The sequence below is a fragment of the Desulfurivibrio dismutans genome (genome assembly GCF_029210385.1).
Taxonomy (GTDB): domain Bacteria; phylum Desulfobacterota; class Desulfobulbia; order Desulfobulbales; family Desulfurivibrionaceae; genus Desulfurivibrio; species Desulfurivibrio dismutans.
Window position 1 is genome coordinate 317,960 of sequence record NZ_JARGDQ010000001.1, and the last position, 26,504, is coordinate 344,463.

Genomic DNA, 26,504 nt, shown 5'->3' on the forward strand with positions numbered 1-26,504 from the left:
GCTTCGCCAAAACCCGTTCAACCAGGGTTGAGCGGCAACGCAAAAGCAAAGAGCTGCAGCGCGTGCCAGGTCGTCAGCGCGTTTTGGGCGCGGTCGACAAGTATACTGACTGCTGGTTAGCTAGCAGTATTATGATGAAAAGTCAATGGAATTCAAGGTGAAGGCGAGGGGCGGCAGGGCTTTTGCCAAAGCCGTTGCCCTGGGCATGGGGTTGGGTCATGCGACTTGGATGCGGTGCTGCTGCATGCCCATCATCCTTGACGCTCACTTAAAAGTTGAGTACTCTTACGTGGTTTTTTTCATTCCCGGGCCCGGTGGACGGGGTGGTAAAAAAAAGTTTGATGCATATGGTTTTGATGCAGCGAGGGTGGCGGAACTGGTAGACGCACTGGACTTAGGATCCAGCGGGCAACCGTGGGGGTTCGACTCCCCCCTCTCGCACCAGCAAGGCCGTGGATGTCGGTTTTAGCATACTGATCTTATTAACTATACCAACTTTATAAGGAAGGCAAAATGCAGGTTCGCGTGGAAGAAGTAAGTACGCTCACCCGGAGACTGGACGTTATCCTGCCCCAGGAGATGGTGGCTGGAGAATTGAATGCCGCCTACGATAAACTCAAGGGTGAGGTTAATCTCAAGGGTTTTCGCAAGGGTAAGGTGCCGCGCAAGGTACTGGAGAAAAATTACGGCCCCAGGGTGGAGTACGACGTTGCCGATCGCCTGGTGCAGGAGAGTTATTTCGACGCCCTGGAAAAGGCCGGGCTTGATGCCGTGGTTCATCCCGAGGTGCGGGAGCATCGTTTCGAGGAGGACGGCACTTTTTTCTATCAGGCCGAGATTGATGTTCGCCCCGACTTTACCCTGGGTGAGTACAAAGAGGTTGCGGTGGAGCAGCCCGAACTGCTGGTCAGCGACCAGGATGTTGATGCCGAACTGGAAAAACTTCGTCGGGAGTCGGCGCCGCTGAGGTCGGTTGACGACCGGGCGATTGTCGATGGTGACCTGGCGGTGATCGACTTTACCGCCTTTGACCAGGGTGAGGAGATGAAACACGTCGGCGGTCACGATTTTACCGTTGATGTGGGCAGCGGCCAGATCGGTCCGGAGTTCGAGGAGCAGTTAAAAGGGCTCAAGGCTGGCGAGGAGTCAAAATTTACGGTGGATTTCCCGGCTAACTTCCCGAATATGCTGCTGGCCGGCAAATCCATCGAGTTTGCCGTCAAAGTCAAAGATGTCAAGGAACGGGTGCTTCCTGAGCTTGATGATGAGTTCGCCAAAGACATTGATGCCAATCTGGCCACCCTGGACGAGTTGCGGGACAAGATTCGGGAAAAACGCCGACAGGATATGGAAGCCGCCCGGAGAGGTGATCTGGTGGACCGGGTGATGAAGGTGATTCTGGAAAATCACGATTTTGAGGTGCCCCCCCGGTTGGTGGCCCACGAAGTCGATGCCATGATCAAAGAGCTGGAGAGCAATCTGCAGAATCGCGGGCTGAGCCTGGAAGAAGCGGGGGTCAATCGCGATTCGCTGATCGAGAAATATAAGGAAGGGGCCGAAAAGCGGGTCCGGGGCGATTTTATCCTGAAGAAAATCGCCGAGGTGGAAGAAATCAAGGTGGCCGATGAGGATATCAGTAAGGGTTTTCAGCGCATCGCCGATCAGTACAATATGCCGATGGATGAAGTTAAAAAGTATTTTCACAGCCGTAACGAGCTGATGCCTTTTATCCACGAATTGCTGACCGAAAAGATTCTCGATTTCCTGGTGGAGCAGGCCAGCATCAAAACGGTGCCGGCTGAAAGTGCGGAGGCCGCCTCCGAAACCGCTGCCAACGCTGAAAAGGAGGCATAATGAGCCTGATACCGTTTGTTATTGAGCAAACCCCCAGAGGGGAGCGCTCTTATGATATTTATTCCCGCCTGCTGAAAGAGCGGATCATTTTTTTGGGTACCGGTGTCAACGATGAAGTGGCCAACGTGATCATCGCCCAGATGCTTTTTCTGGAGGCCGATGACCCGGACAAGGACATTACTTTTTATATAAACTCTCCCGGCGGGGTGGTGACCGCCGGCCTGGCCATTTACGACACCATGCGTTATATTAAGTGTGATGTAGCCACCTTGTGTTTGGGGCAGGCGGCCAGCATGGGAGCGGTGCTGCTGGCCGCCGGCACCGAAGGCAAACGCTACGCCCTGCCTAACTCCCGGATCCTGATCCATCAGCCCATGGGCGGTTATCAGGGGCAGGCGTCTGATATCGATATCCATGCCAGGGAGATCCTGCGGATGCGCCAGGATCTGAACCGGATCCTGGCGTCCCATACCGGTCAGACCCTGAAAAAAATCCAGAAGGACACCGAGCGTGATTATTTTATGAGCGCCGAAGAGTCCAAGACCTACGGGATCATCGACAAGGTCTTGTACGAAAGGACCAAAACCAGCGAGGAAGGCTGAATATGGCCAGGAAAAAGGACAACGAAACGGAGATCTCCTGCTCATTCTGCGGTAAACCCCAGAGCGAGGTGCGCAAGCTGATCGCCGGTCCCACCGTCTATATCTGCAATGAGTGCATCGATCTCTGCAACGAGATCGTCAACGAAGAGTTGCGGCAGGATGAGGGTGGTGAAGCCCGGGTGCCGTTGCTCAAGCCCACTGAGATCAAAGAACTGCTGGATGAGTATGTGGTTGGCCAGTTACGGGCCAAGCGAACTCTGGCGGTGGCGGTGCACAACCATTACAAGCGGGTGGAGGGAGCTCTGGAAGGGGATTACCAGGATGTGGAGTTGCAGAAGAGCAACATCCTGCTGGTCGGCCCCACCGGCAGCGGCAAGACCCTGCTGGCCCAGACCCTGGCCCGGATCCTTAATGTGCCTTTTACCATTGCCGACGCCACCACCCTCACCGAAGCCGGCTATGTGGGTGAAGATGTGGAGAATATCCTGGTCAGCCTGCTGCAGGCTGCCGATAACGACGTGGCCCGGGCCAGCCGGGGCATTGTCTATATCGACGAAATTGACAAGATCGCCCGCAAATCCGACAGCGCCTCGCTGACCCGCGATGTTTCCGGGGAGGGGGTGCAGCAGGCCCTGCTCAAGATCATCGAAGGCACCGTGGCCAGTATCCCGCCCAAAGGTGGTCGCAAGCACCCCCAGCAGGAGTATATCAAGCTTGACACCTCCAATATCCTGTTTATCTGCGGCGGGGCTTTTGTCGGCCTGGATCAGGTGATCAGTCAGCGGGTGGGGGCCAAGTCGTTGGGGTTCGGAGCCAAGGTGGTGGGTAAAAGCAGAAAGAAAACCGGCGAGATTTTAGCCCAGGTGGCCTCGGAGGATTTTCTGCGTTACGGCCTGATTCCGGAACTGGTGGGCCGGCTGCCGGTAACCGCCACCATGGATGAACTGGAGGAGGGTGATCTGATCAGGATCCTGCGTGAACCCAAGAACGCCCTGACCCGCCAGTACGAAAAGCTTTTTGCCTTCGACAATATTCGCCTGCGTTTCACCGAGGGGGCGCTGGCGGCCATCGCCCGCGAGGCCATCCAGCGCAAGGCCGGGGCACGGGGGCTGCGGTCGGTGATGGAATCGGCCATGCTGGATATCATGTATGACCTGCCCTCCCGGGAAAATGTCCGGGAGTGTGTGATCAGCGAACAGGTGATCACCAATCGCGATTATCCGGTGGTACTCTACGACCAAGAAGAAAAGAAAAGCGCTTAAGCCATGCACGATTCCGGCAACCATAAGATTTACCCTCTGATGCCGCTGCGGGACATTGTCCTTTTCCCCTACATGGTGGCGCCGCTGGTGGTGGGGCGGGAGCGCTCCATCAAGGCCCTGGAAGAGGCCATGGCCTCCCGTTCCGAGATTTTTCTAGCGGCCCAGAAAGACCCCACCGAAGATGAGCCGGAAGCCGACGGGGTGCACGAAATCGGCACCGTCGCTTCGGTGATGCAACTACTGCGCCTGCCCGACGGCACCATCAAGGCCCTGGTGGAGGGCAAACGCCGGGCCCGGGTGAACCGCCACCTGCCCCATGCCGAGATGTTCATGGCGGCGGTGGAGGAGTTGCCGGATCCCACCACCTCACCGGCGGAACTCGTTGCTTTCATGCGGGAGTTGCGCCTGGCTTTCCAGGAATACATCAAGCATTACAAGAAAGTGCCGGCCGAAGTGGTGAAATCTCTGGGGCTAATCAGTGATCCGGCCAAATACGTGGATGTCCTGGTGGTGCATCTGCCGGTGGACAGCGACAAAAAACAGCAGGTGCTGGCTACGCTGGAATTGGCGGCGCGTTTTGAACTGGTTTTGAACCTGCTGCACCAGGAAATACAGGTCGCCAGACTGGAAGAGAACATCCGCGGTCGAGTCAAGAAGAAGCTTGATAAAACCCAGAAGGATTATTACCTGGCCGAGCAGATGCGGGTGATCCAGAAGGAGATGGGACGGGATGACCCCTCCTCCGACCTGGCCGAGCTGGAAATACAGCTCAAAGCCAAAAAGATGCCCGACAGTGCCCGGGAGAAGGTTGAGCAGGAACTCAAAAAGCTGAAAATGATGCCGGCCATGAGTGCCGAGGCCACGGTGGTGCGTAACTACGTGGAGTGCATCCTGGGCCTGCCCTGGCAGGAAAAGAGCGACAGCCGGCTTGACCTGAGGCTGGCGGAACAGGTGCTGGAAGAGGATCATTACGGTCTGAGCAAGCCCAAGGAGCGGATCCTGGAGTACCTGGCGGTCAAAAGCCAGGTGGACAAACTGAAGGGACCGATCCTCTGCCTGGTGGGCCCGCCGGGGGTGGGCAAGACCTCCATCTGCAAATCGGTGGCCCGCTCCATGGATCGCCGTTTTGAGCGTCTTTCGTTAGGCGGGGTGCGGGATGAGGCCGAAATACGGGGGCATCGCCGCACCTATATCGGGGCCATGCCGGGCAAGATCCTGCGGGCCATGCAGGAGGCAAAGGTGGCCAATCCGGTGCTCTGTCTGGATGAAGTCGACAAGATGAGCATGGATTTCCGGGGCGATCCGGCCTCCGCCCTGCTGGAGGTGCTGGACCCGGAGCAGAACCACAGTTTCAGTGATCACTACCTGGACCTGGAGTACGATCTCTCCGATGTCTTTTTTATCACCACCGCCAATAACCTGGCCGCCATTCCCGCCCCGCTCCAGGACCGCATGGAGATTATCCGGATCAACGGTTACACCGAGGAAGACAAGGTCAACATCGCCCGCGGCTTCTTGGTTCCGAAGCAACTTGAGGCCAACGGTTTTGCCCGTGGCGATATTGTCTTTACCGAGGCCGGCCTGCGTGAAATCATTCGCCGTTATACCCGGGAGGCAGGGGTGCGTAATCTGGATCGGGTCATTGCCTCCATCTGCCGCAAGGTGGCCCGGGATCGCCTTAAACGGGACAGCCGGAAACAGTATCGCCTGACCCCGGCGGCGGCGGCCCGTTTTCTGGGGGTGCCCAAGCACCGTTATGGTCTGGCTGAGGATGAGGATCGGGTGGGGCTGGCCACCGGTTTGGCCTGGACCGAAGCGGGTGGCGAGCTGCTGCAGATTGAAACGGCTCTGATGCCAGGCAAGGGCAAGCTCACCGTCACCGGCAAGCTGGGTGACGTGATGCAGGAGTCGGCTCAGGCCGCCTTAAGCTATGTGCGTACCCGGGCCCGGTGTTTGAATCTGGCGCCGGATTTTTACCAGAAGCTCGACATCCACGTCCATGTGCCGGAAGGGGCCATCCCCAAGGACGGCCCGTCGGCGGGGATTACCATGGCCACCTCCCTGGTCTCGGCTCTGCTCAAGATCCCGGTGCGCCGGGAGGTGGCCATGACCGGTGAGATCACCCTCCGTGGCCGGGTGCTGCCCATCGGCGGCCTGTCGGAGAAACTGCTGGCGGCCAAAAGGGGCAATATCAAGCAGATTTTGATTCCTAAGGAAAATGAGCGCAATCTGGCGGAGATTCCGGCCAAGATTCTTAAGGGGCTGCGGATCGAACCGGTGGCCAGTGCTGATGAGGTGTTGCAGTTGGCTCTGGCGCTGCCGGAGGGAGAAATGCTGTTTAAGGAAGACGAGGATGGGGGCGGGGAGCATGCGCATTCGGTGTTGCCCGGCCTGGATCTGGAGTATCCCCGGCCGCACTGCTGAGTTTAATGGCCAGCGGCGGGAGTTGAGCCAAGGCCATTTATTCTGTATTCAACTCCTGAAACCTCCTTTTTTGCTTGACGAAAATTCGGCCCCGTGGTTAATAGTGGGCCTCAACGGGAGGGCGAATAGCTCAGCTGGGAGAGCATCGGCCTTACAAGCCGAGGGTCACAGGTTCGAGCCCTGTTTCGCCCACCATCCCATCCCGGGGTTGTAGCTCAGTTGGTTAGAGTGCTGGCCTGTCACGCCAGAGGTCGCGGGTTCGAGTCCCGTCAACCCCGCCAGGAAATACAGAGGGAAATCAGGTTTATGTGCCTGGTTTCCCTTTTTGTTTTTCAGGCTCCGGGGGGAGGATTTGCTTGACAACTTCGGCTGGTGACGGCTAGTTTGTTCACCTTTGTTGGTCTCACCATTTCTTTGGGTCGGTGGGGGGTATAATTCGGGTGAGGTTTCATTCCTTGGCGCTGCTGGCTTACATTGAAAAGGTGGGGGAACGGACCCTGTACGTGGTCGGGGATCTTGGGCGGATGGGGGTTTTCCTGGTCCGTGCCCTGGCCGGACTGTTTAAGCGGCCGTTCAGGTTTGCCGAGGTGATTCGCCAGATTCGCATCATCGGCGCCAATTCCCTGCCGGTTATTTTCTTTACCGCCGCCTTCACCGGCATGGTTCTGGGGTTGCAGGGCTATTACACCTTGCGCAAGTTCGGCGCCGAAGGGGCCCTGGGTACCATGGTGTCTCTTTCCCTGGTGCGGGAATTGGGGCCGGTGCTCACCGCTCTGATGGTTATCGGCCGGGCCGGTTCGGCCATGTGCGCCGAGATCGGCATCATGCGCAACTCCGAACAGATTGACGCCCTGGAATGTATGGCCGTCGATCCCTTCCGTTACCTGATCGCCCCTAAATTTCTTGCCACCGTCATCTCCATCCCGCTGCTGACCATGATCTTCAACGTGGTAGGAATTTTTGGCGGCTACCTGGCCGGAGTGGTGCTGCTGGGGGTCAACGCCGGCTCCTACTTTGCCGCTACGGAGCAGAGCGTACTGGCTCAGGATATCAATATGGGAATCATCAAATCCTTTGTCTTTGCCCTGCTGGTGGTTTGGATCTGCAGCGGCCGGGGGTATTTTGTGCACCAGCTCCGGGGGGCCGGTTTCGGGGCCGAAGGGGTTAGCCGGGCCACCACCCAGGCGGTGGTGGTTGCCTCCATTTCGGTGCTGCTTTGGAACTATCTGTTGACGGCCATTCTGTTATGAGCAGTCCGATTATTCAATTCCAACAGGTCAGCAAGTCCTTTGGCCGGCAACGGGTGTTGGACGGGGTGGATTTTGCCATTGGCGGTGGTCGCACCACGGTGATTGCCGGGGCCAGCGGCCAGGGCAAGAGTGTGACCCTGAAGCTTATCCTGGGGCTGCTGCGGCCGGATTCGGGCCGGGTGCTGGTGCAGGGGCGAGATATAGCTCGGCTCCGAAGTCGGGAGCTTAAAGAGATTCGAGCCAATTTTGGGGTGCTGTTTCAGGGGGCGGCGCTGCTTGATTCGCTCACCGTTTTTGACAATGTGGCGTTGCCCCTGGAGGAGCGCACCGACCTGGGGGCTGCAGAGATTCGCCGGCGGGTGCTGGAAACCCTGGCGCAGCTTGGCCTGGAAGGGCACGAGGATAAATTTCCGGCCCAGCTCTCTGGCGGCATGAAAAAACGGGTTGGCCTGGCCCGGGCCCTGATGCTGCAGCCGGAAATCATGCTTTTTGATGAACCGACAACCGGTCTGGATCCCGAAAAAGCCCTGGAGATTTACCGGCTCTTTCTCGAAACCCAACAAAAATTCGGCTACACTGCGGTTATTGTCAGCCATGATATTCCCAAGATCTTCAATCTGGCCGACCAGGTGATCATCATGGGGCAGGGCGGGGCCAAGAGTTTTGCCACCCCGGAAGATATTCAGCGCAGTAGTGACCCGGAGATCCGTGAATTCGTCCGGATCACCATGGGCGAAATTTATCTGAGTAAAACCATGGAAAACGATTATGAACAGAGTAAAACTTGATCTGGTGGTGGGGCTCTTTGTACTGGCCGGCTTTTTCGCTTTTGTCTACCTGTCGGTGCAGCTGGGGGATTTTGCTCCGCTGAGCAAGCGGCAGCAGTACCAACTGCAGGCCGAGTTTGGTAATATTTCCGGGTTGCGCCAGGGGGCGGTGGTGGAAATAGCCGGTGTCGGGGTGGGTCGGGTTGGCGCCATCGGGTTAAGTGATCGACAACGGGCCCTGGTTACCATGTATATTGACCGGTCGGTGGAGTTGAGTGAAGATTCCATCGCCTCGGTGAAAACCCAGGGGATTATCGGCGAGAAATATATCACTATCAGTCCCGGTGGCTCTGATCTGCTGCTGGCCGATGGGGACTGGCTACTGGAGACCGAGTCGGCCCTTGACCTGGAAGAACTGGTAAGCAAATATATTTTCGGCGGCGTTTGACCAGCAAGCTTGTAAGCGTTTCGCACTGTCGGGGATGGAGAAGGATGGTCAGTCGGGATGAGAAAGAGCATCGGCAGCCGTGGCGTGGGAAGCCCGCATGGCCGGTGCTGCTGGTGCTGTTGGGTTGTCTGCTGTTGCCGGCCTCGATGGCAGCCGGTGATGATGCCGGAGATGCGGCGGAACTTGGGTTTGGGAGCGAGGAGTCTTACGATCCTTGGGATGATGACCTTTGGGATGACGACCCATGGGCCACCGATGCCTTGGCCGCTGCCCGCCTGGCCGATCCTTTTGAGCCGGTTAATCGGGTGGTTTTTAGGTTCAACGACCGCTTCTACGTCCGGGTGCTGGATCCGGTAGCCCGGGGTTATGCCGCCACCTTGCCGGAGGATATCAGGCTTTGTTTTCGGCGTTTTTTTCGTAACCTGACGGCGCCTGTGCGGGTGGTGAATCATTTGCTTCAAGGCCGGGTGCGCGACAGCGGCACGGAGTTGCTGCGCTTTACCATTAACACCACCATCGGGATTGCCGGTTTGGCCGATCCCGCCGCCGACAGCTTTGGGATCCGGCAGCGGCACGCCGACTTCGGGCAAACCTTGGGGGTTTACGGTTTTGGCGCCGGTTTTTATATTAACTGGCCTTTTCTGGGGCCTTCAACCCTGCGCGACTCGGTGGGGATGGCGGGAGACTCGCTGGTTAATCCTGCTTCCCGGTTGCTGCTGGATGATCCGCGGACCGGCGGCGCGGTTTACGCCGGTCGGAGCGTCAATGCCGCCTCTTTCCATGTGGGTGAATATGAGCGGTTGACCAAGGCTGCTTTCGACCCTTATATCGCGGTGCGGGATGCTTATTGGCAATATCGGCGCCAGCAGATTTTGGATCGGGGAAAAGCACGGGAAGCGCCCAAGCTGTTTCGAGAGGCAACCGGCGACGGTTGGAGTGACCTCCGCGAGGAGGAGCCGGCGGCGGCAGATGTCAGGCAGGACAGGGCTGGAGCGTTGTCTGTTGAAGAAGATGTGCGGCGGGACAATATAAGCCAGGAGGATTAAAAAGTGTGGAGAGGAAAAACTTTCTTGCCGGCAAGGTTTGCCTTTTGTTACCCGGCCCTGCTGGCGGCGGCGTTTTGCTGGCTGCTGGCAGCGGGTGTTGGCCCGACCCTGGCAGTAGCGGCGGACCCTCGAGAAACTGTGGCCCTGGCGGTGGATGAGATCATCGGCGTGCTTACCGACCCAAAACTGGCCGGCGAGGAAAATCGTGAGGCGCGGTATGGTAGGGTGGTGGTGCTGGTGGAGAATTTTTTTGACTTCGAAGAGATCTCCATGCGCACCCTGGGGCCGCGCTGGCGGGAACTGGACACTGAGAAGCGACAACTTTTTATCGGTTTGTTCAAGCAATACCTGGAACGTAATTACGTCGACCAAGTTGATTCTTACTCCGGGGAACAGGTGGTGGTGGGTGACCAGGAGATCCGTGAAGATCGCCGGGGTAACCTTTTTGCCCGGGTGGCCACCGATTTCGTGATGAATGATCAGGCGGTGCCGGTTAATTACCGGATGCGGGAGAAAAAGGGCCGCTGGGTGGTCTATGATGTGGATATTGAAGGAGTCAGCCTGGTGCGCAATTTTCGCAGCCAGTTTGAGCCCTATTCCTTTGACGAACTGATCCGACGGATGGAAGAAAGCATTGCCAGCGGGCGAGAGTTGGATAGCCAGTCATGACCGTCAATGAAGATGTTGTCGGCGCTGGCGACGAGGCCAGCGGTGAGTTCGAATTGGCGGTAAATACCGCCGAGGTCGCCAAGGTGCTGCCTTTCCTGGAGCCCGACGAGATTTCGCGTTTGGCTGCGGCCGGGGAAGTGCGCCGCTGGGAGACCGGCCAGGTGGTTATGGGGGATCGGCAACCGGCGGGATTTCTGGCCGTTGTGCTGGCCGGCAAACTGGCGATAAAAAAAGCTTCCACTTTCCCCGGTCGTTATGTCTTGCTGGCTGAGATTGAGTGTGGCGGCATGGTGGGTGAGGGGGCGGTGGTGCCCCAAGGAGAACTTGATGGCGGCGGCACCGTGGTGGAGACGGCGGCGGCATCTCGCCTGTTGGTGCTGCCCCGGGAACGTTTGCAGCAGTTGTTGGCCGAGGACCGGGTGCTGGGGCAGAAATTGTTTGTCCGGATTATCCAGATCTTGCGTCGGCGTTTGCGCGGGGCCGGAGAGCGGTTGGCGTGGATTCTTTAATCTCCCTGGGGCCCTCCTCTTTGGTCCGCCGGGCCTTACCCTGCGCGCTGCTGGTCTTCCTGCTCAGTGCTTATTTTCTGTTTTCCCGGGGGGTAAGCTGGTCCGTCACCCTGCTGGTGCTGCTGCTTTCCCTGCCGCTGGGAGGGCTGTTCGGGCTGGCGGCGTCGGCGTTGGACCGCCTGCTGCAAACCGCCGCCGCCCTTCTTCGGCGGCGGGTGCCGGCCGTGGTCGCTCGTTTTTTGCTTTTTTTCAGTTATCTGCTTGGCTATATCATCCTTTTTGTCGCCATGGTGGCCTATCCCCTGGGATTGATCATGGTCGCCGGAGAAGCGGCCAAGGCGCCGGCGCTAGATTTTAAGCTTTACAGCATTAACTTTGTTCTGTTGCTGGGTTTGTGGTCGTGGCTTGATACTCGACGCCAGTGGGGCGGAGCTGTGCTGGGGTGGTTGCGTTTTTGGCTGGCCAAAACCAGAAGGCAGGAAACTCCTTGACAGAACGGTTAAATATTCTATACTCCCCCGTTTTGGTATTTTTGTCCGCATTACCTATTGGTCGCCCATGCAGATCAGATTTGCTGAAATTCCTCCCCAGGGTATGACCCTGGAGATTGCGGACCAGTCGTGGTTTCCAGCCCATGAACTGGAGCGTCACGGTGTGGCACGGGCGACGGTAACCCTGAGCCGCGATGGGGAGCGAGTTGTCTTCGCCGGCCGGCTGGAGACGGCCTTCACTCTGACCTGTGATCGCTGTCTGGAATGTTATCGTCACTGGCTGGAAGCTGACTTTCGCCTGCACCTGGAACGTTCCGCGCCAGATCCACTGGCGGTTGCCGACGAGCGGGAGCACAGTTGCCGCCCGGAAGAGATGGATACCGTCTTTCTGGATGAAGAACTGGTGGATGTGCTCGACCTGCTCAGTCAGCAGTTTTACCTTAACCTGCCGGCCAAAAGCCTGTGTCGGGCCGACTGCCGCGGGTTATGCTCCCGCTGCGGGGCTGATCTTAATCAGGGCGACTGTGGCTGCGCTGCTGAAGGGGATAATTCGCCTTTTACCGCCCTGCGGGCTATGAAGAACAGTTGAGTTTTGTTGCATTTGTTTCAGATCCCCTAGTTACTCCGAATAACACCTGGAGGTATATAAAATGGCCCTGCCGAAAAAGCGTAAATCACATTCCCGGACCAGAACCCGTCGGGCCCATGACGCCCTGTCCGGTCCGTCCGTGGCCAACTGTGCCCAGTGCGGCGAACCCAAGCTGCCCCATCGCCTGTGCCCCGGCTGCGGTTCCTATAAAGGGCGCACGGTTATCAAGCTTGATGCCGAGTAACTGAGCCTACATGTCCGGCAAGTTGCGCATTGCCCTGGACGCCATGGGTGGTGACCGGGGACCGGAAGAGATGGTGGCCGGGGCAGTTCTGGCGGCTCGCCAGGATGATCTGTCCGTGACCCTGTTGGGCGATCAGGCCCGGATTGAGACGGCCATCGCTGACTGCAATTTGCCGGCCGAGGTGGCTCGTCGCCTGGATGTGGTCCCCACTACTCAGGTGGTGGGGATGGATGAATCGCCCTTTGAGGCGATTCGCCGCAAGAAGGACTCCTCCATCATGCGCGCCTTTGCTCTCCACAAGGAGGGCAAGGTTGATGCCGTGGTCAGTGCCGGAAACTCCGGAGCCACCATGGCCGCCGGTTTGAAGTATCTTGGCCGGCTGGAGAATATTTCCCGCCCCGGGATTGCCAACTCCTTTCCCACCATGAAAGGGCCGGTGGTGATGATGGATGTCGGGGCCAATGTCGACTGTCGGCCGCGCCATCTTTTCGAATTCGGGGTAATGGCCGCTGCCTTTGCTCGGGTGCTGTCCGGGATTGAACGCCCCCGGATCGGCTTGCTCAACATCGGCGAGGAAGGCGGCAAGGGTAACCTGCTGGTCCGCCATACCCATTATCTCTTTCAGCAAAGTTCCCTCAATTACATTGGCAACGTGGAGGGTCAGCAAACCTTCCAGGGCGATATCGACGTTATAGTCTGTGACGGCTTTGTCGGCAATGTCTGCCTTAAGCTCAGCGAGGGGCTGGCTGAGGTGGTGGTCTCCATGCTGGGCGATGAGATCAGGAAACGCTTTCTGTCTAAAGTCGGCTACCTGCTGGCCAGGGATGCTTTTGCCGCCTTTCGCCGCCGAGTGGATTATGCCGAGTATGGCGGGGCGCCCCTGTTGGGATTGCAGGGCACCGGGGTGATCTGCCATGGCCGCTCCAGTGACGTGGCCATCAAAAACGCCATCCGGGTAGCCTCCGAGATGGTGCGCAACCGGGTCAACGATCACATCATAAGCCTGCTGGCGGCCGACGATTTTCTGGCGAAGAAGGCTGAGGCCGCCGAAAGCGAACAGCTTCCCGAGGCCGATTGATGAAGCGGACGGTGATCACCGGTACCGGTTCGCTGCTTCCCCACCGGGTGCTTAGCAATACCGATCTCGAAGGGATGGTGGAGACCTCCGATGAATGGATTACCACCCGTACCGGGATCAAAACCCGCCGGATTGCCGGACCGGGCGAGGAAACCTCCCGGCTGGCGGCCGGGGCCGCCGGTCGGGCGCTGGCCATGGCGGAGTTGGAGCCGGATGACCTGGACCTGATTCTGGTCGGTACCATAACTCCCGATATGACCATGCCCTCCTGCGCCTGTTTGGTGCAGAAGGAGCTTAAGGCCCGGCGCGCATTTGCCATGGACCTTAATGCCGCCTGTTCCGGTTTTCTTTACGCCCTGGATGTGGCCGACAAGTATATCCGCAGCGATCCTGCCATGAATATCCTGGTAATCGGGGCCGAGACCCTTTCCAGCCGAGTCGACTGGCAGGACCGCAACACCTGTGTGCTGTTCGGTGACGGGGCCGGAGCCTGTGTGGTTACCGGGCGGGAAGGAGTCGGCGGCTATCTGGCCGGCCGCCTGTTCGCCGATGGCAATCTTTGGCAACTGCTGCACCTGGAAGGGGCGCCGGGGCACAATCCGGATCTGCGGGCCAATGAGTATGAAGATCCCAGCATCAGGATGTACGGTCGTGAAGTTTTTCGGTATGCGGTCAGGGCCATGGCCGATGCGGTCGGCCAGGTCCTGGCCGACCAGGGGGTGGCGCCGGCGGAGCTCAGCCTGGTGATTCCCCACCAGGCCAATATCCGGATTATCCGTAGTTTAGCCGATCACCTGGCCCTGCCCATGGAAAATGTCTATGTTAATGTGGACAAATATGGTAATACGTCGGCGGCTACCATCCCCATCGCCTTGGATGAAGCCAACCGCCAGGGAAGACTGAGCAAAGGGGACCTGTTGCTGCTCTGTTCGTTTGGTGGCGGTTTTACCTGGGGCGCGTCGCTGATTCGCTGGTAATAATCGTTGATGTGCGATTACTTCGCAATACTGTTAATGAATTCGTAAGAAGTCATTAACGCGCCATATGGACGGATTTTTTGCGGATTCATCACTGTTGGGTATAAATAAAAAGCTGTCGGGCGGAGAGCCGCACCGGAAAGGGGGAGTCTTGGATTATTTTCTTACTGAAGAGCAGGAGATGATTGTCGATGTGGCTCGGCGGATCTGTGATGAAATGATCGTCCCGCAGCGGGCCCACCTGGACGAAACCGAGGAGTATCCCCGGGAGATTCTCAACGCCATGGCCCAAGCCGACCTTTACGGCCTTTACATACCTGAAGAGTACGGTGGTTTCGGCGGCGGTGCCTTTGAGATGGCTCTGGCCCTGGAACAGGTGGCCCGAGGCTGCACCGGAGTGGCCACCGCCTTTGCCGCCAGCGGTCTGGGGGCCTATCCCATCCTGGTCTCCGGCAGCGAGGAGATGAAGGAGAAGTACCTGCCTGATATTGCAGCTGGCAAGCGTTTTGCCGCCTTTGCCCTCACCGAATCCGGGGCTGGCAGCGATGCCTCCGGCATTCAGACCACCGCCGTCCAGGATGGCGATCATTGGGTGTTGAACGGCACCAAGCAGTGGATCACCAATGCCGGTGAGGCGGGTATCTATACCGTCATCGCCATCACCGACCGCAAACGCGGCGCCCGTGGGGCCACCATGTTCGTGGTGGAAGATACCGATCCCGGCTTTTCCGTCGGTCCCAAGGAAAAGAAGATGGGGATTCGCTGTTCCTCCACCCGCGAGGTTATTTTAAAAGACTGCCGGATTCCCGCTGATCGGGTCATTGGTCGGCAAGGGCTGGGGTTTATCACCGTGATGAAAACCCTGGATCTTTCCCGGCCCGGAATCGCCATCCTGGGAGTGGGGCTAGGGCAGGCGGCCTTGGATGAAGCGGTGCGTTACGCTAAGCAGCGGGTGCAGTTTGGTAAACCCATCATTTCGTTCCAGGCGGTGAGCCATATGCTGGCCGACATGGCCATCCAGGTGGAAGCCGCCCGGGCCCTGGTTTATGCCGCCGCCCGCCACGTGGATGCTCATCCCGACAAAGCTTCCAAGCCCTCCTCCGTCTGCAAAACCTTTGCCACCGACATGGCGATGAAGGTCACCGTCGATGCGGTGCAGGTGCTGGGCGGATACGGTTTCATGCGCGAATATCCGGTGGAGAAGATGATGCGTGACGCCAAGATCCTGCAAATCTACGAGGGTACCAACCAGATCCAGCGCAATGTGATCGGTCAGGAGCTGAATAAGGAGTATACCAAGTGAAAATTGTTATCTGCATCAAGCAGGTACCGGACGCCAAGGATGTCCGACTGGATCCCCAAACCAACACCCTGGCCCGGGAAGGGGTGCAGTCCATCATGAACCCCTATGACCGCCACGCCCTGGAAGAAGGAGTGCGCTTGGCCGGCGAGCAGGGCGGCACAGTGACGGTGCTCAGCATGGGACCGCCCCAGGCCCAGGAAGTGCTGCGCGAGGCGGTGGCCTGCGGGGCCGATGAGGCGGTGCTGGTTTCCGATCGGGCATTTGCCGGGGCCGATACCTGGGCCACCACCCACACCCTGGCCCAGGCCATCAGGACCATCGGCGGCGCCGACCTGGTGCTCTGCGGCAAGCAGGCCATCGACGGCGATACCGCCCAGGTGGGGCCGGGGCTGGCTGAACGGTTGGGCTTCCCTTACGCCACTTGCGTCAAAAAAGTGCTCAGTTGTACCGACGGCGTCATGCAGGTGCAGCGCCTGATGGATGACGGTTACGACACCATGGCGGTGCAGTTGCCGGCCCTGCTCACCGTGGTCAAAGAGATCAACGAGCCGCGGCTGCCCTCGCTTAAGGGCAAGATGAAGGCCAAGAAGCTGGCCATCAAGACCCTGAGCGCCGCCGATATCGATGCCGACCCGGCCCAGATCGGCCTGCCTGGCTCTCCTACCCAGGTGGTGCGGGTGTTTTCACCCCAGGCCCGGGGTGAGCGGACAATCTTCCAGGGCAGTGTCGACGAGCAAGTGGCGCAACTGGCCCGGGAACTGCAGCAGATTATTTGAACTGCAGCGGGGTCTTTGGGGGCGGTTGGCCAAACCTTCCTGATTAATCCAGAGTTGAAAAGAGTCGGAATATGCTGAAAATTGATGCCGAGGCCTGTATCGGATGTGGGCTCTGTGAAGATGCCTGTACCTTCGCCGCCATCCGGGTGGAAGATGGCCTGGCGGTGGTGGGCGACAATTGCACTCTGTGCGGAGCCTGTGTCGAGGTTTGTGAAGAGGGCGCTTTGAGCATCCCCCGGCAGGAAGGAGAAGCGCCGGCGGATCTTTCCTCCTGGTCCGGGGTATGGGTTTATGCCGAATACCGCCGGGGCCGACTGGCGCCGGTGGCTCTGGAACTGCTTGGGGCCGGCCGCCGACTGGCCGATAAACGTAGCGTGGAAGTGGCCGCCGTGCTGCTGGGTTCCGGCTTGCAGGCCGCCGATGAAGGCGGTCTGGAGGCGGCAGCCAGGGAACTGATCGCCCATGGCGCCGATCGGGTTTATCTGGCCGATGACTCCGGCCTGGCCGATTTTTCCGACGACGCCTACGGCAACATCCTGGCCGAACTGGTCCGGCAGTACCGGCCGGAAATTGTTCTGGCCGGGGCCACTGCCATTGGCCGTTCCTTTATTCCCCGGGTGGCCACCATGCTGGCCGCCGGCTTGACCGCCGATTGCACCGAGCTTGATGTGCGCGCGGAGGATGGGGCTCTGCTGCAGACCCGGCCGGCCTTTGGCGGCAACATCATGGCCACCATCGTTTGTCCCCGCACCCGTCCCCAGATGGCCACCGTTCGGCCCATGGTGATGAAGCCGTTGGCCCGGGATGAAAGCCGGAAAGGTGAAATTGTCCGCATCGAGCCGGCCGCTGCCTGGCTGAGTTCCCGCACCAAGGTGCTGGAGAGCGTTACCGCCGCGCTTGATCAGGTTAATCTGGCCGAGGCCGATATTGTAGTGGCCGGCGGCCGGGGGCTGGAAAATGCCGAGGGCTTTGCCATGATCAGGCAACTGGCCGACACCTTGGGTGGAGCGATGGCGGCCTCCCGGGCCGCCGTTGATTCGGGCTGGATTCCTTACCCCCACCAGGTCGGTCAGACCGGCAAGACGGTGGCCCCCAAGGTCTATATTGCCTGCGGCATTTCCGGTGCCATTCAGCATCTGGTGGGGATGCAGTCGGCGGAGACCATCATCGCCATCAACCGTGACCCCGAAGCGCCGATTTTCAATGTGGCCACTTACGGGATTGTCGGTGATGTCTTTGAAGTGGTCCCCAAACTGATCGAACAGTTGCAACGGAGGAGTGACTCGTGAGTCTGCAGGATAAAATCGCACTGGTTACCGGCGGCAGCCGGGGGATCGGCCGGGCCGTGGCGCTGCGGCTGGCGGCCATGGGGGCGCTGACCATTATCAATTATGTCAGTCGGCCCGAGGCGGCGCAAGCCGTGGCCGATGAGATTACCCAGGCCGGCGGCCGGGCGGAAATCTGTCCTTTTAACGTGGCCGATACCGCCGAGAGTGAAGCGGCCATTAAAAAAATTCTGGACGCTCACGGTCGGCTTGATATTCTGGTCAACAACGCTGGCATTACCCGCGACGGCCTGCTGATGAAGATGAAGGAGGCCCAGTGGGACGAAGTGCTGGCCACCAATCTCAAGGGAGCCTTTACCTGCACCAAGGCGGTGAGCCGGGCGATGATGAAACAGCGCTGGGGCCGGATCGTCAATATCTCCTCGGTGATCGGCTTTGCCGGTAATGCCGGTCAGAGTAACTACGCCGCCGCCAAGGCCGGCCTGGTTGGCCTGACTCGCTCGGTGGCCCGGGAACTGGCGCCGCGTAATATTACCGTCAACGGAGTGGCGCCGGGCTACATTGTCACCGATATGACCAAAGATCTGTCCGAGGAGATCAATGATCGGATCCGGGCAGAGATTCCCCTGGGAGTGCTGGGCGAGGCCGAGGACGTGGCGGCGGCGGTTGCCTACCTGGTTTCCGATGAGGCCCGTTATGTTACCGGGCAGTTTATCCACGTAAACGGCGGCATGTACATGGGGTAAACGGGCAGCAGTAGTGCTGGCCGTTTACGAAAAAAATTTGTTGCGGATTTGTGGTGTTTGGTGTTAGGGCTGAAAAGCTTAATCTTTGTCTGTTAAGTTAACCAACATTTGTAAGGAGAAAGAACATGGCGGTTGAGGAAAAACTGATTGATATCATTGCGGACCAGTTGAGCGTTGATAAGGCCAAAGTGGTTCCCGGCGCTTCTTTTATTGATGATCTCGGGGCCGATTCTCTGGACCTGGTGGAGTTGATCATGGCCATGGAAGAGGCTTTTGATATTGAGATCGCTGATGAGGTCGCCGAGAAGATCGTTACCGTTCAGGACGCCATTGATCATATCAATAAAATTTCCTGAAAAACTTAAGCGAGCTGCGGGAGCTTCATGGTGAAGAGACGAGTCGTGGTAACCGGAATCGGGCTGGTTTCTCCGGTGGGAACCGGGGTTGAGCGGAGCTGGGAAGCCCTTTGCGCCGGCCGGAGCGGGATCGGTCACATTACCCGTTACGATGCCTCCGGCCAGGCGGTGCGGATCGCTGCCGAGGTCAAGGATTATAACTCCGATGAGCATTTCGAGCCCAAACAGGCTCGCCACCTTGAACTGTTTGTCCAATACGCGGTGGTGGCGGCTCGTGAGGCGCTGAAGGATTCCGGCTTTCAGATTACCCCGGAAAACGCCCCCCGGGTCGGCAGTATTATCGGCTGCGGCATGGGGGGGCTTCCCGTTATCGAAAAATATGTTCAGGTTTTGCACACGAAAGGCGAGCGACGGATTACGCCCTTCTTTATTCCCATGGCGATTCCCAATATGGGCGCCGGTCAGGTGTCGATCTTTTTGGGTACCAAAGGGCCGAATCTTTCGCTGACCACCGCCTGTGCCGCCGGCACCCACGCTGTGGGCGAGGCCTTCCGGGCCATCAGTACCGGGGATTGCGATCTGGCCTTTACCGGCGGCAGTGAAGGGGTGATCTGCCCCATGGCCTTCGCCGGTTTCCATGCCATGAAGGCTCTCTCCACCCGTAATGATGAACCGGAAAAGGCCTCGCGGCCGTTTGACCGGGACCGGGACGGTTTTATCATCGGTGAAGGCGGCGGCGTTCTGCTGCTGGAAGAGTTGGAGCACGCCAAGGCCAGGGGGGCCAAGATATACGCGGAAATGGCCGGTTACGGTATGTCCGGAGATGCCTACCATATCGCTGCCCCGCCCGAGGATGGCGGCGGTGCGATCCTGTGTATGGGAAACGCCCTGGCGGATGCCGGGATGGGCCCCGGCGATATTGACTACATCAACGCCCATGGTACTTCGACGCCCCTGAATGACGAAATTGAAACCCGGGCCATTAAAAAGGTGTTCGGCGAGCAGGCAGCCCGGCTGGCGGTAAGTTCCACCAAGTCCATGACCGGTCATCTGCTGGGCGGGGCTGGAGGCATTGAGGCGGTGATCACCGCCCTGGCGCTTAAGCACCAGATGGCGCCTCCAACCATCAACCTGGAGCAGCCGGGACCGGAATGTGACCTTGACTACGTGCCCGGTCAGGCCCGGGCCATGGAAATCCGGGCGGCCATGTCCAACTCCTTTGGTTTTGGCGGCACCAATGCGGTAATGATCATGAAGAGATATGAACCATGAAGATTGCCTTGGGATGTGATCACGGCGGTTTCGGGCTGAAAGAAACGGTGTTGACCGTGCTGCAGCAACTGGGGCATGAAATCCGGGACTGCGGCACCTTGGATGGCCAGGCCGTTGATTACCCGGATATTGCCGTCGCCGTTTGTGAGTTGGTGGCTAAAGGAGAATGTGAGCGGGGGATTCTGATCTGCGGAACCGGCATCGGCATTTCCATGGCTGCCAACCGTAATCCTGCCATTCGGGCGGCTCTCTGTGCCGAGGCTTTCTCTGCCCGAATGAGCCGGGAGCATAATGATGCCAACGTACTGTGCCTGGGGGGAAGAACCATCGGTCCCGGTCAGGCGGAAGAAATTGTCCGGATCTGGCTGGACGCGGAGTTTGCCGGCGGCCGGCACCTGCGCCGTATCCAGATGTTTCAGCAGTAACGGCTCCGTATTTCAAGCGACAATGGGCTCGGTTCCACTGAACCGCCCCCGCCGTTTGCAGCCAGAAATAAGGTGCGGTTGCACAGCTACCCCAGGCATGCGCAGCAGATACCCCAAAAAACAACTTCGGGAAAATACCAGTGTCTTATTTAGCCAGCAGTGATCCGGAAATTCACCGTGCCATTCGCGGGGAGCTGAAGCGCCAGTACAATCAGCTGGAGATGATCGCTTCGGAGAATATCGTCAGCCCTGCCGTGCTGGAGGCCCAGGGGTCGATTTTTACCAACAAGTATGCCGAGGGCTATCCCGGTCGGCGCTACTACGGCGGTTGCGAGTATGCCGACCAGGTTGAGGCGCTGGCGATCAGTCGGGCCCGGGAGCTGTTCGGCGCTGAGTATGCCAACGTCCAGGCCCATTCCGGCAGCCAGGCCAACATGGCGGTTTACTTTGCCTGCCTCAAGCCCGGTGATACGGTGTTGGGCATGGATTTGGCCCACGGCGGCCATCTCAGCCACGGCAGCGCGGTCAATTTTTCTGGCCAGCTGTATAACTTTATCTCCTATGGGGTGTCGCGGGAGACGGAACGGCTGGATATGGATGAGGTGCGGCGCCTGGCTCTGGAGCATCGTCCTAAAATGATCGTCGCCGGGGCCAGCGCCTATCCCAGGGTGATCGATTTTGCCGCTTTTCGCCGGATTGCCGATGAGGTCGGGGCGCTGCTCATGGTGGATATGGCGCATATCGCCGGACTGGTAGCCGCTGGTGTTCATCCTTCGCCGGTGCCCCATGCCGATTTCGTTACTACCACCACCCACAAAACTCTGCGCGGCCCCCGCGGCGGGTTGATTCTGGCCAAAGAAGAGTTTGGCAAAAAGTTGGACAGCAAGATCTTTCCCGGCATTCAGGGCGGTCCCCTGGTCCACGTGATTGCCGCCAAGGCGGTGGTGTTTAAAGAGGCCATGAGTGAGGAGTTTCGCCGGAACATGGTTCAGGTGGTCAAAAACGCCCAGGTTCTGGGGCAGGCCCTGGTTGCCCGCGGGTTCCGTCTGGTCTCCGGCGGAACCGACAACCATCTGCTGTTGGTGGACCTGACGCCGAAAAAGATCACCGGCAAGGCCGCTGAAGAGCTTCTCGAAGCCGCCAGCATCACCGTCAACAAGAACGCCATTCCCTTTGATGCCGAAAAACGTTTCGTCACCAGCGGTATTCGGATCGGTACCCCGGCGGTCACCACTCGTGGGCTCAAGGAGCCGGAGATGGGGCAGATCGCTGACTGGATGGACCGGGCCCTGGCTGCCGCCGGCGAGTCGCCTGACCAGGCGGTTTTGGCGGAAATTCGTCGGGAGGTGAGGCGCCTTTGTGACCGGTTTCCCATTTATCCTGATATGCAGCCGGAAGTTGAGGCCGGCTGAGCCGCCGGCTTAATTCAAGATGGCCAAAGAGCTGGAAAGACCCTCCTGGGAAGAGTATTTCATGGCGATTACCGACCTGGTGGCCCAGCGGGCCACCTGTGTGCGGCGCAAGGTGGGGGCTATTCTGGTGCGTGATCGGCGGATTGTCGCCACCGGCTACAACGGAGCCCCCAGCGGCATTCGGCACTGCCTGGAAGTCGGTTGTCTGCGGGACGAGTTGGCTGTGCCCTCTGGGGAGCGGCATGAACTGTGCCGTGGCCTGCATGCCGAACAAAATGCCATCATCCAGGCCGCCTTGCACGGGGTCAGTCTTCAGAGCTCCATGCTGTTCTGCACCAACATGCCCTGTTCCATCTGCAGCAAGATGTTGATAAACGCCGGCATCACCAAAATTTATTACCGCGAAGGTTATGCCGATACCATGGCGGCGGAGATGCTGGCTGAGGCCGGAGTACCCCTGCTTAAGCTTACCGGGTCAGGCAAGCCATGAAATGCCCCTACTGTGGCCACCTGGAAAACCGGGTGGTGGATTCCCGGCTCAACAAGGACTTTACCATTACCCGCCGGCGACGGATGTGCGAAGCTTGCCAGCGGCGTTTCACGACTTACGAGCGGCTGGAAGTCACCATGCCGATGCTGATCAAGAAAGATGGCCGGCGTGAGGCCTGGGATCGGCACAAGGTGGTGGATGGGATCAAAAAGGCCTGCGAAAAGCGGCCGGTGAGCATTGAGCAGATCGAGGAATTCGCCGACGAACTGGAAAAGGAGTTGCAGGACCTGGGTGAGCGGGAAATTCCCGTCGGCCGGGTTGGGGAACGGGTGATGGACGGCCTGCGCCGCCTCGATGGGGTGGCCTATGTACGCTTTGCCTCCGTTTACCGCCAGTTCAAGGATCTTAACGAGTTCATGCACGAGTTGAAAAGCATGCTCACCACTCCGCCGGAGCAGGAATAACAACCGGAGTTGCCCGGTGGTATCCATGACCGTTTACTCCTGGTTGCTCCTTTGATCGCATATGGCCGTGGACTTGTCAACTGATCAGGCATATATGAAAATGGCCCTGGGGCTGGCCCGCAGGGGCCTGGGCCGGACTTCGCCCAATCCCTGCGTGGGAGCGGTGGTGGTTAAGGGCGGCCAGGTGGTGGGTAAGGGCTGGCATCGGCGGGCCGGAGAACCCCATGCGGAAATCAATGCCCTGTCGGCGGCCGGTGAACTGGCCCGGGGGGGTACCATTTACGTGACCCTGGAGCCCTGTAACCACCATGGCCGCACTCCTCCCTGCAGCAAAGCCATCCTGGCCGCCGGCATCAGCCGGGTGGTTTACGGCATGGCCGATCCCAACCCGATGGCCGGCGGCGGTGGCGCCTGCCTGGCCGGCGGCGGTCTGGAAGTGGTGGCCGGGGTACTGGCTGATGATTGCCGGCGGCTTAATCTGTCTTTCAGTAAAAGAGTGAACACCGGTCGTCCCTGGGTTTTACTTAAGGCCGCCGTCAGCCTGGATGGCCGGATTGCCACGGCGTCCGGTCGCAGCAAATGGATTACCGGCGAGCAGGCCCGTCACCTGGTGCATCGACTGCGTGATCGGAATGATGCCATTTTAGTGGGTTCCGGTACTGTGCTGGCCGATGATCCCTCCCTGACCACCCGGTTACCGGGAGGCGTCGGGCGAGATCCCCTGCGGGTTATTCTTGACCGCCACCTGACGACCCCGCCCGCCGCCAAAGTGGTGGCACATAATTCCCCGGCTGCCACCTGGATCTTCTGCGGCCCGGAGGCCGAGGCAGACAAGGAGCAGCGGCTGCAGCGACCGGGGGTGGAGATCCGCCGGGTGGGGTTGGAGGCCGACGGTACCTTGCGGTTGGGCGAGGTGCTGGATCAGTTGGGCCAGGCTGGAATCACCACGTTGCTGGTGGAAGGCGGCGGTCGGGTGCATGGGTCTTTTCTGCGGCTGGAACTGGCCGATGAGGTGGCCTTTTTTATCGCGCCTTTACTGATCGGCGGTGATGGCATGGCCGTGGTAGGGGAACTGGGGCTGACCGATCTTGGTCGGGCGCCGCGGCTCCACGAAATTGAGCGCCGCCGCTGCGGGGAAGATTTCCTGATCCGCGGACTGTTGCGGCCGCTCACCGGGCAAGGGAGCTGAAGATGTTTACCGGTATTATTCTGGGCAAAGGAAAGATCATCGCCAAAAGACCGGCCGGCGGCGGCATGATCTTTGAGCTTGAAACCGACTTCCCGCTGCCGGATCCGGTAGAAGGGGAGAGTATCGCGGTCAACGGGGTCTGTCTGACCGCCCGGGACATTCGCGGTCAGCGTTTTCTCGCCGATGTTTCTCCGGAAAGCCTGGCCCGGACCAACTTGGGCCGACTGGGGGTGGGAAACCTGGTCAATCTGGAGCGGGCCTTGCGACTCAGCGACCGGCTGGGGGGGCACATGGTCAGCGGCCATGTTGATGCCGTTACCAAGGTCCTGGCCCGCCGCCCGCTGGGCAATTTTACCCTCTTTGATTTTGCCGTGCCTCCAGGCCTGGGCAAGTACATCATCGGCAAAGGCTCGGTGGCTCTGGACGGCATCAGCCTCACCGTCAACCAGGTCGATGACGAACGTTTTTCGATTTCCATCATCCCCCACACCCTGGAAATTACCACCCTGGGTGCATTGGCGGTGGGCGACGGGGTTAATCTGGAGGTGGATATGATCGGTAAATATGTAGAAAAACTGCTTTCCCCCAATGATCCTCCCGGCTCCCCTCTGGACGCCGGGAGTTCCGGCCTGGACCAGGCTTTTCTGGCCAAACACGGCTTTTTAAGGTAGTATGGCCACTTGGTTTATTTATTGATAATCAGTTAGCCGTAAACATTCAGCGACGCCGGACCGTGGCTTGCCGGCCGCTGGTGGTTCACGGGCAAGGGAGAATTTGCAAAAATGATCAGCCCCATAGAAGATGTCATTGAGGATATTAAAGCCGGTAAGATGATCATCCTGGTGGATGACGAAGACCGGGAAAACGAAGGCGATCTCTTCATGGCGGCGGAGATGGTCACCCCGGAGGCCATCAACTTCATGGCCACCCACGGTCGGGGGCTGATCTGCCTGACCCTGACCCCCGAGCAGTTGGACCGGCTGCAGTTGCCCATGATGGTGCAGAACAACCGCTCGCCTTATGAAACTGCTTTCACCGTCAGCATCGAGGCGCGGACCGGGGTCACCACCGGCATCTCAGCCGCCGACCGGGCTCGCACCATTGAGGTGGCGGCCAACCCCGAAGCCAGGCCGGAGGATCTGGTCAGTCCGGGCCATATTTTCCCCCTGCGGGCCAAACCCGGCGGCGTACTGGTGCGCACCGGCCAGACCGAAGGCTCGGTGGACCTGGCCCGCCTGGCCGGATGCAACCCATCCGGGGTGATCTGCGAGATCATGAAAGACGACGGCACCATGGCCCGGATGCCGGATCTGCAAGAATTTGCCCGGCAGCACGACCTGAAGATCGCCACCATCGCCGATCTGGTTGCCTATCGAGTCCGCAAGGACAAGCTGGTTCACCGGGCCGCCGAGGTGGTGCTGCCCACCATGCATGGCGAGTTTCAGGCCATCGTCTACCAGAACGATGTGGACAACCTGGAACATGTGGCTCTGGTTAAGGGGAAAATCGATTCGGAACAGGATATCATGGTGCGGGTCCATTCCGCCTGCCTTACCGGCGATGTCTTTGCTTCCAAACGCTGCGACTGCGGCGGTCAACTGCATAACGCTTTGCGGATGATCGACCGTGAGGGTTCCGGGGTACTGCTGTACATGATGCAGGAAGGCCGCGGCATCGGGCTGGTCAACAAGCTCAAGGCCTACGCCCTGCAGGACCAGGGGATGGATACAGTGGAGGCCAACCTGGAACTGGGGTTCAAGCCCGATCTGCGGGATTATGGGATCGGCGCCCAGATTCTGCGTGACCTGGGGGTGCGCAAGATGCGGCTGCTGACCAACAACCCCAAGAAAATCATCGGCCTGGAGGGTTATGACCTGAAGGTGACCGATCGGCTGCCCATTGAAATGGAGGCCGAGCCTGAAAACGTGCAGTATCTCAAAACCAAAAAGGACAAAATGGGCCATATGCTGGAGCGGTTGGCTTACAGTAAGGCGCTTAATCAGTTGTCCAGAAATGAACCATAAGCGTTCCGTGGGGCTGTTGTCCCGATTGTTCCAATGATTTGCCAATCTGCATAATGAACCTGTAAACGGGGAGATGGGAGTGATGGTTAAATATATTGACGGTAGTTTGCGGGCCGAGGGCAAGAAATTCGGGATTATTGTTTCCCGTTTCAACTCTTTTATCGCCGAGCGGCTGTTGGAAGGGGCCCTTGATACCCTGACCCGTTCCGGCGCCGCTGCCGATGATATTGAAGTGGCACGGGTGCCGGGGGCTTACGAGATCCCCATGGTGGCCGGAAAAATGGCGAAAAACGGCCGTTATGACGCGGTGATCTGCCTGGGAGTGATTATCCGCGGCGCCACCCCGCACTTTGATTTCGTGGCCAATGAGGCGGCCAAAGGGATTGCCCAAGTGGGGATGGAGACCGGTTTACCGGTGATTTTCGGCGTGTTGACCACCGACACCATCGAGCAGGCCATTGAACGGGCCGGCTCCAAGGCCGGCAACAAGGGCTCGGAGTGCGCCGCGGCGGCAGTGGAAATGGTCGACCTGCTTCAGCAGTTGGCCTGAG

The 26,504-nt window shown here is 59.0% G+C and carries 29 protein-coding genes and 3 tRNA genes; all 32 read left to right on the forward strand.

The genetic code is table 11. The features are described from left to right. The first annotated feature begins 361 nt into the window (after positions 1-361). The 32 genes from P0N66_RS01395 (at position 362) to ribH (ending at position 26,503) form a co-directional block, all read left to right on the forward strand. Positions 362-444 (forward strand) — tRNA-Leu (locus P0N66_RS01395). Positions 445-513: 69 nt separating this feature from the next. Continuing rightward, positions 514-1,854: a trigger factor gene (tig, locus tag P0N66_RS01400; protein WP_275802163.1), complete on the forward strand. Its 1,341-nt coding sequence runs from the start codon at positions 514-516 to the stop codon at positions 1,852-1,854. Then, complete coding sequence (gene clpP, locus P0N66_RS01405) at positions 1,854-2,456, forward strand: ATP-dependent Clp endopeptidase proteolytic subunit ClpP (protein WP_275802164.1); 603 nt, start codon at positions 1,854-1,856, stop codon at positions 2,454-2,456. Before tig ends, clpP begins: the two co-directional genes overlap by 1 nt. Before the next feature lie 2 nt (positions 2,457-2,458). Next, the gene (clpX, locus tag P0N66_RS01410) at positions 2,459-3,718 is read left to right on the forward strand and encodes an ATP-dependent Clp protease ATP-binding subunit ClpX (RefSeq protein WP_275802165.1); all 1,260 of its coding nucleotides are present in this window, start codon (positions 2,459-2,461) and stop codon (positions 3,716-3,718) included. Between the two features lie 3 nt (positions 3,719-3,721). Next, positions 3,722-6,142 (forward strand): endopeptidase La, encoded by a 2,421-nt coding sequence (gene lon / locus P0N66_RS01415; protein ID WP_275802166.1) that lies wholly within the window; start codon positions 3,722-3,724, stop codon positions 6,140-6,142. 119 nt (positions 6,143-6,261) lie between these two features. Further along, positions 6,262-6,337 (forward strand) — tRNA-Val (locus P0N66_RS01420). 9 nt (positions 6,338-6,346) lie between these two features. After that, positions 6,347-6,423, forward strand: a tRNA-Asp gene (locus P0N66_RS01425). Positions 6,424-6,597: 174 nt separating this feature from the next. Further along, complete coding sequence (locus P0N66_RS01430; protein ID WP_431189988.1) at positions 6,598-7,392, forward strand: MlaE family ABC transporter permease; 795 nt, start codon at positions 6,598-6,600, stop codon at positions 7,390-7,392. Beyond that, the gene (locus tag P0N66_RS01435) at positions 7,389-8,180 is read left to right on the forward strand and encodes an ABC transporter ATP-binding protein (protein WP_275802168.1); all 792 of its coding nucleotides are present in this window, start codon (positions 7,389-7,391) and stop codon (positions 8,178-8,180) included. The genes P0N66_RS01430 and P0N66_RS01435 overlap by 4 nt, the downstream gene beginning before the upstream one ends. After that, entirely contained in the window at positions 8,161-8,607 is a 447-nt protein-coding gene (gene mlaD / locus P0N66_RS01440; protein ID WP_275802169.1) for an outer membrane lipid asymmetry maintenance protein MlaD, read from the forward strand. The genes P0N66_RS01435 and mlaD overlap by 20 nt, the downstream gene beginning before the upstream one ends. A 44-nt stretch (positions 8,608-8,651) precedes the next feature. After that, on the forward strand, positions 8,652-9,653 hold the full coding sequence (locus P0N66_RS01445; protein WP_275802170.1) for an MlaA family lipoprotein: 1,002 nt from the start codon (positions 8,652-8,654) through the stop codon (positions 9,651-9,653). A gap of 24 nt (positions 9,654-9,677) precedes the next feature. Next, on the forward strand, positions 9,678-10,322 hold the full coding sequence (locus tag P0N66_RS01450) for an MlaC/ttg2D family ABC transporter substrate-binding protein (RefSeq protein ID WP_275802171.1): 645 nt from the start codon (positions 9,678-9,680) through the stop codon (positions 10,320-10,322). Beyond that, the gene (locus tag P0N66_RS01455) at positions 10,319-10,831 is read left to right on the forward strand and encodes a Crp/Fnr family transcriptional regulator (protein ID WP_275802172.1); all 513 of its coding nucleotides are present in this window, start codon (positions 10,319-10,321) and stop codon (positions 10,829-10,831) included. Before P0N66_RS01450 ends, P0N66_RS01455 begins: the two co-directional genes overlap by 4 nt. Further along, a complete protein-coding gene (locus P0N66_RS01460) occupies positions 10,819-11,322 on the forward strand; it encodes a hypothetical protein (protein ID WP_275802173.1) in 504 nt (167 codons plus the stop codon). Before P0N66_RS01455 ends, P0N66_RS01460 begins: the two co-directional genes overlap by 13 nt. A 67-nt stretch (positions 11,323-11,389) precedes the next feature. Further along, positions 11,390-11,911 carry a YceD family protein gene (locus P0N66_RS01465; protein ID WP_275802174.1) on the forward strand — a complete coding sequence of 174 codons (522 nt, stop codon included), beginning with the start codon at positions 11,390-11,392 and terminating at the stop codon, positions 11,909-11,911. Positions 11,912-11,972: 61 nt separating this feature from the next. Further along, positions 11,973-12,155, forward strand: coding sequence for a 50S ribosomal protein L32 (rpmF, locus tag P0N66_RS01470; protein ID WP_275802175.1), 183 nt, complete (start codon positions 11,973-11,975; stop codon positions 12,153-12,155). Positions 12,156-12,165: 10 nt separating this feature from the next. Further along, a complete protein-coding gene (gene plsX / locus P0N66_RS01475) occupies positions 12,166-13,233 on the forward strand; it encodes a phosphate acyltransferase PlsX (protein ID WP_275802176.1) in 1,068 nt (355 codons plus the stop codon). Then, the gene (locus P0N66_RS01480; protein WP_275802178.1) at positions 13,233-14,210 is read left to right on the forward strand and encodes a beta-ketoacyl-ACP synthase III; all 978 of its coding nucleotides are present in this window, start codon (positions 13,233-13,235) and stop codon (positions 14,208-14,210) included. The genes plsX and P0N66_RS01480 overlap by 1 nt, the downstream gene beginning before the upstream one ends. A gap of 151 nt (positions 14,211-14,361) precedes the next feature. Continuing rightward, positions 14,362-15,513 carry an acyl-CoA dehydrogenase family protein gene (locus P0N66_RS01485; protein ID WP_275802179.1) on the forward strand — a complete coding sequence of 384 codons (1,152 nt, stop codon included), beginning with the start codon at positions 14,362-14,364 and terminating at the stop codon, positions 15,511-15,513. After that, positions 15,510-16,289, forward strand: coding sequence for an electron transfer flavoprotein subunit beta/FixA family protein (locus P0N66_RS01490; RefSeq protein ID WP_275802180.1), 780 nt, complete (start codon positions 15,510-15,512; stop codon positions 16,287-16,289). Before P0N66_RS01485 ends, P0N66_RS01490 begins: the two co-directional genes overlap by 4 nt. A 71-nt stretch (positions 16,290-16,360) precedes the next feature. Continuing rightward, positions 16,361-17,578 (forward strand): electron transfer flavoprotein subunit alpha, encoded by a 1,218-nt coding sequence (locus P0N66_RS01495; protein WP_275802181.1) that lies wholly within the window; start codon positions 16,361-16,363, stop codon positions 17,576-17,578. Continuing rightward, the gene (fabG, locus tag P0N66_RS01500) at positions 17,575-18,321 is read left to right on the forward strand and encodes a 3-oxoacyl-[acyl-carrier-protein] reductase (protein WP_275802182.1); all 747 of its coding nucleotides are present in this window, start codon (positions 17,575-17,577) and stop codon (positions 18,319-18,321) included. Before P0N66_RS01495 ends, fabG begins: the two co-directional genes overlap by 4 nt. Positions 18,322-18,446: 125 nt before the next feature. After that, complete coding sequence (gene acpP, locus P0N66_RS01505; protein WP_275802183.1) at positions 18,447-18,677, forward strand: acyl carrier protein; 231 nt, start codon at positions 18,447-18,449, stop codon at positions 18,675-18,677. A gap of 27 nt (positions 18,678-18,704) precedes the next feature. Beyond that, positions 18,705-19,949: a beta-ketoacyl-ACP synthase II gene (gene fabF, locus P0N66_RS01510; protein WP_275802184.1), complete on the forward strand. Its 1,245-nt coding sequence runs from the start codon at positions 18,705-18,707 to the stop codon at positions 19,947-19,949. Further along, positions 19,946-20,374, forward strand: a complete 429-nt coding sequence (gene rpiB / locus P0N66_RS01515; RefSeq protein WP_275802185.1) for a ribose 5-phosphate isomerase B — start codon at positions 19,946-19,948, stop codon at positions 20,372-20,374. Before fabF ends, rpiB begins: the two co-directional genes overlap by 4 nt. Before the next feature lie 140 nt (positions 20,375-20,514). Next, entirely contained in the window at positions 20,515-21,786 is a 1,272-nt protein-coding gene (glyA, locus tag P0N66_RS01520) for a serine hydroxymethyltransferase (protein WP_275802186.1), read from the forward strand. 19 nt (positions 21,787-21,805) lie between these two features. Next, a complete protein-coding gene (locus P0N66_RS01525) occupies positions 21,806-22,276 on the forward strand; it encodes a deoxycytidylate deaminase (protein WP_275802187.1) in 471 nt (156 codons plus the stop codon). Continuing rightward, positions 22,273-22,740, forward strand: a complete 468-nt coding sequence (gene nrdR, locus P0N66_RS01530) for a transcriptional regulator NrdR (protein WP_275802188.1) — start codon at positions 22,273-22,275, stop codon at positions 22,738-22,740. The genes P0N66_RS01525 and nrdR overlap by 4 nt, the downstream gene beginning before the upstream one ends. A gap of 61 nt (positions 22,741-22,801) precedes the next feature. Beyond that, positions 22,802-23,929, forward strand: coding sequence for a bifunctional diaminohydroxyphosphoribosylaminopyrimidine deaminase/5-amino-6-(5-phosphoribosylamino)uracil reductase RibD (gene ribD / locus P0N66_RS01535; RefSeq protein ID WP_275802189.1), 1,128 nt, complete (start codon positions 22,802-22,804; stop codon positions 23,927-23,929). Between the two features lie 2 nt (positions 23,930-23,931). Continuing rightward, a complete protein-coding gene (locus tag P0N66_RS01540) occupies positions 23,932-24,600 on the forward strand; it encodes a riboflavin synthase (protein WP_275802190.1) in 669 nt (222 codons plus the stop codon). Between the two features lie 111 nt (positions 24,601-24,711). Beyond that, positions 24,712-25,953, forward strand: a complete 1,242-nt coding sequence (locus P0N66_RS01545) for a bifunctional 3,4-dihydroxy-2-butanone-4-phosphate synthase/GTP cyclohydrolase II (RefSeq protein WP_275802191.1) — start codon at positions 24,712-24,714, stop codon at positions 25,951-25,953. 82 nt (positions 25,954-26,035) lie between these two features. Next, complete coding sequence (gene ribH, locus P0N66_RS01550; RefSeq protein WP_275802192.1) at positions 26,036-26,503, forward strand: 6,7-dimethyl-8-ribityllumazine synthase; 468 nt, start codon at positions 26,036-26,038, stop codon at positions 26,501-26,503. The last annotated feature ends 1 nt before the right edge of the window (position 26,504 follow it).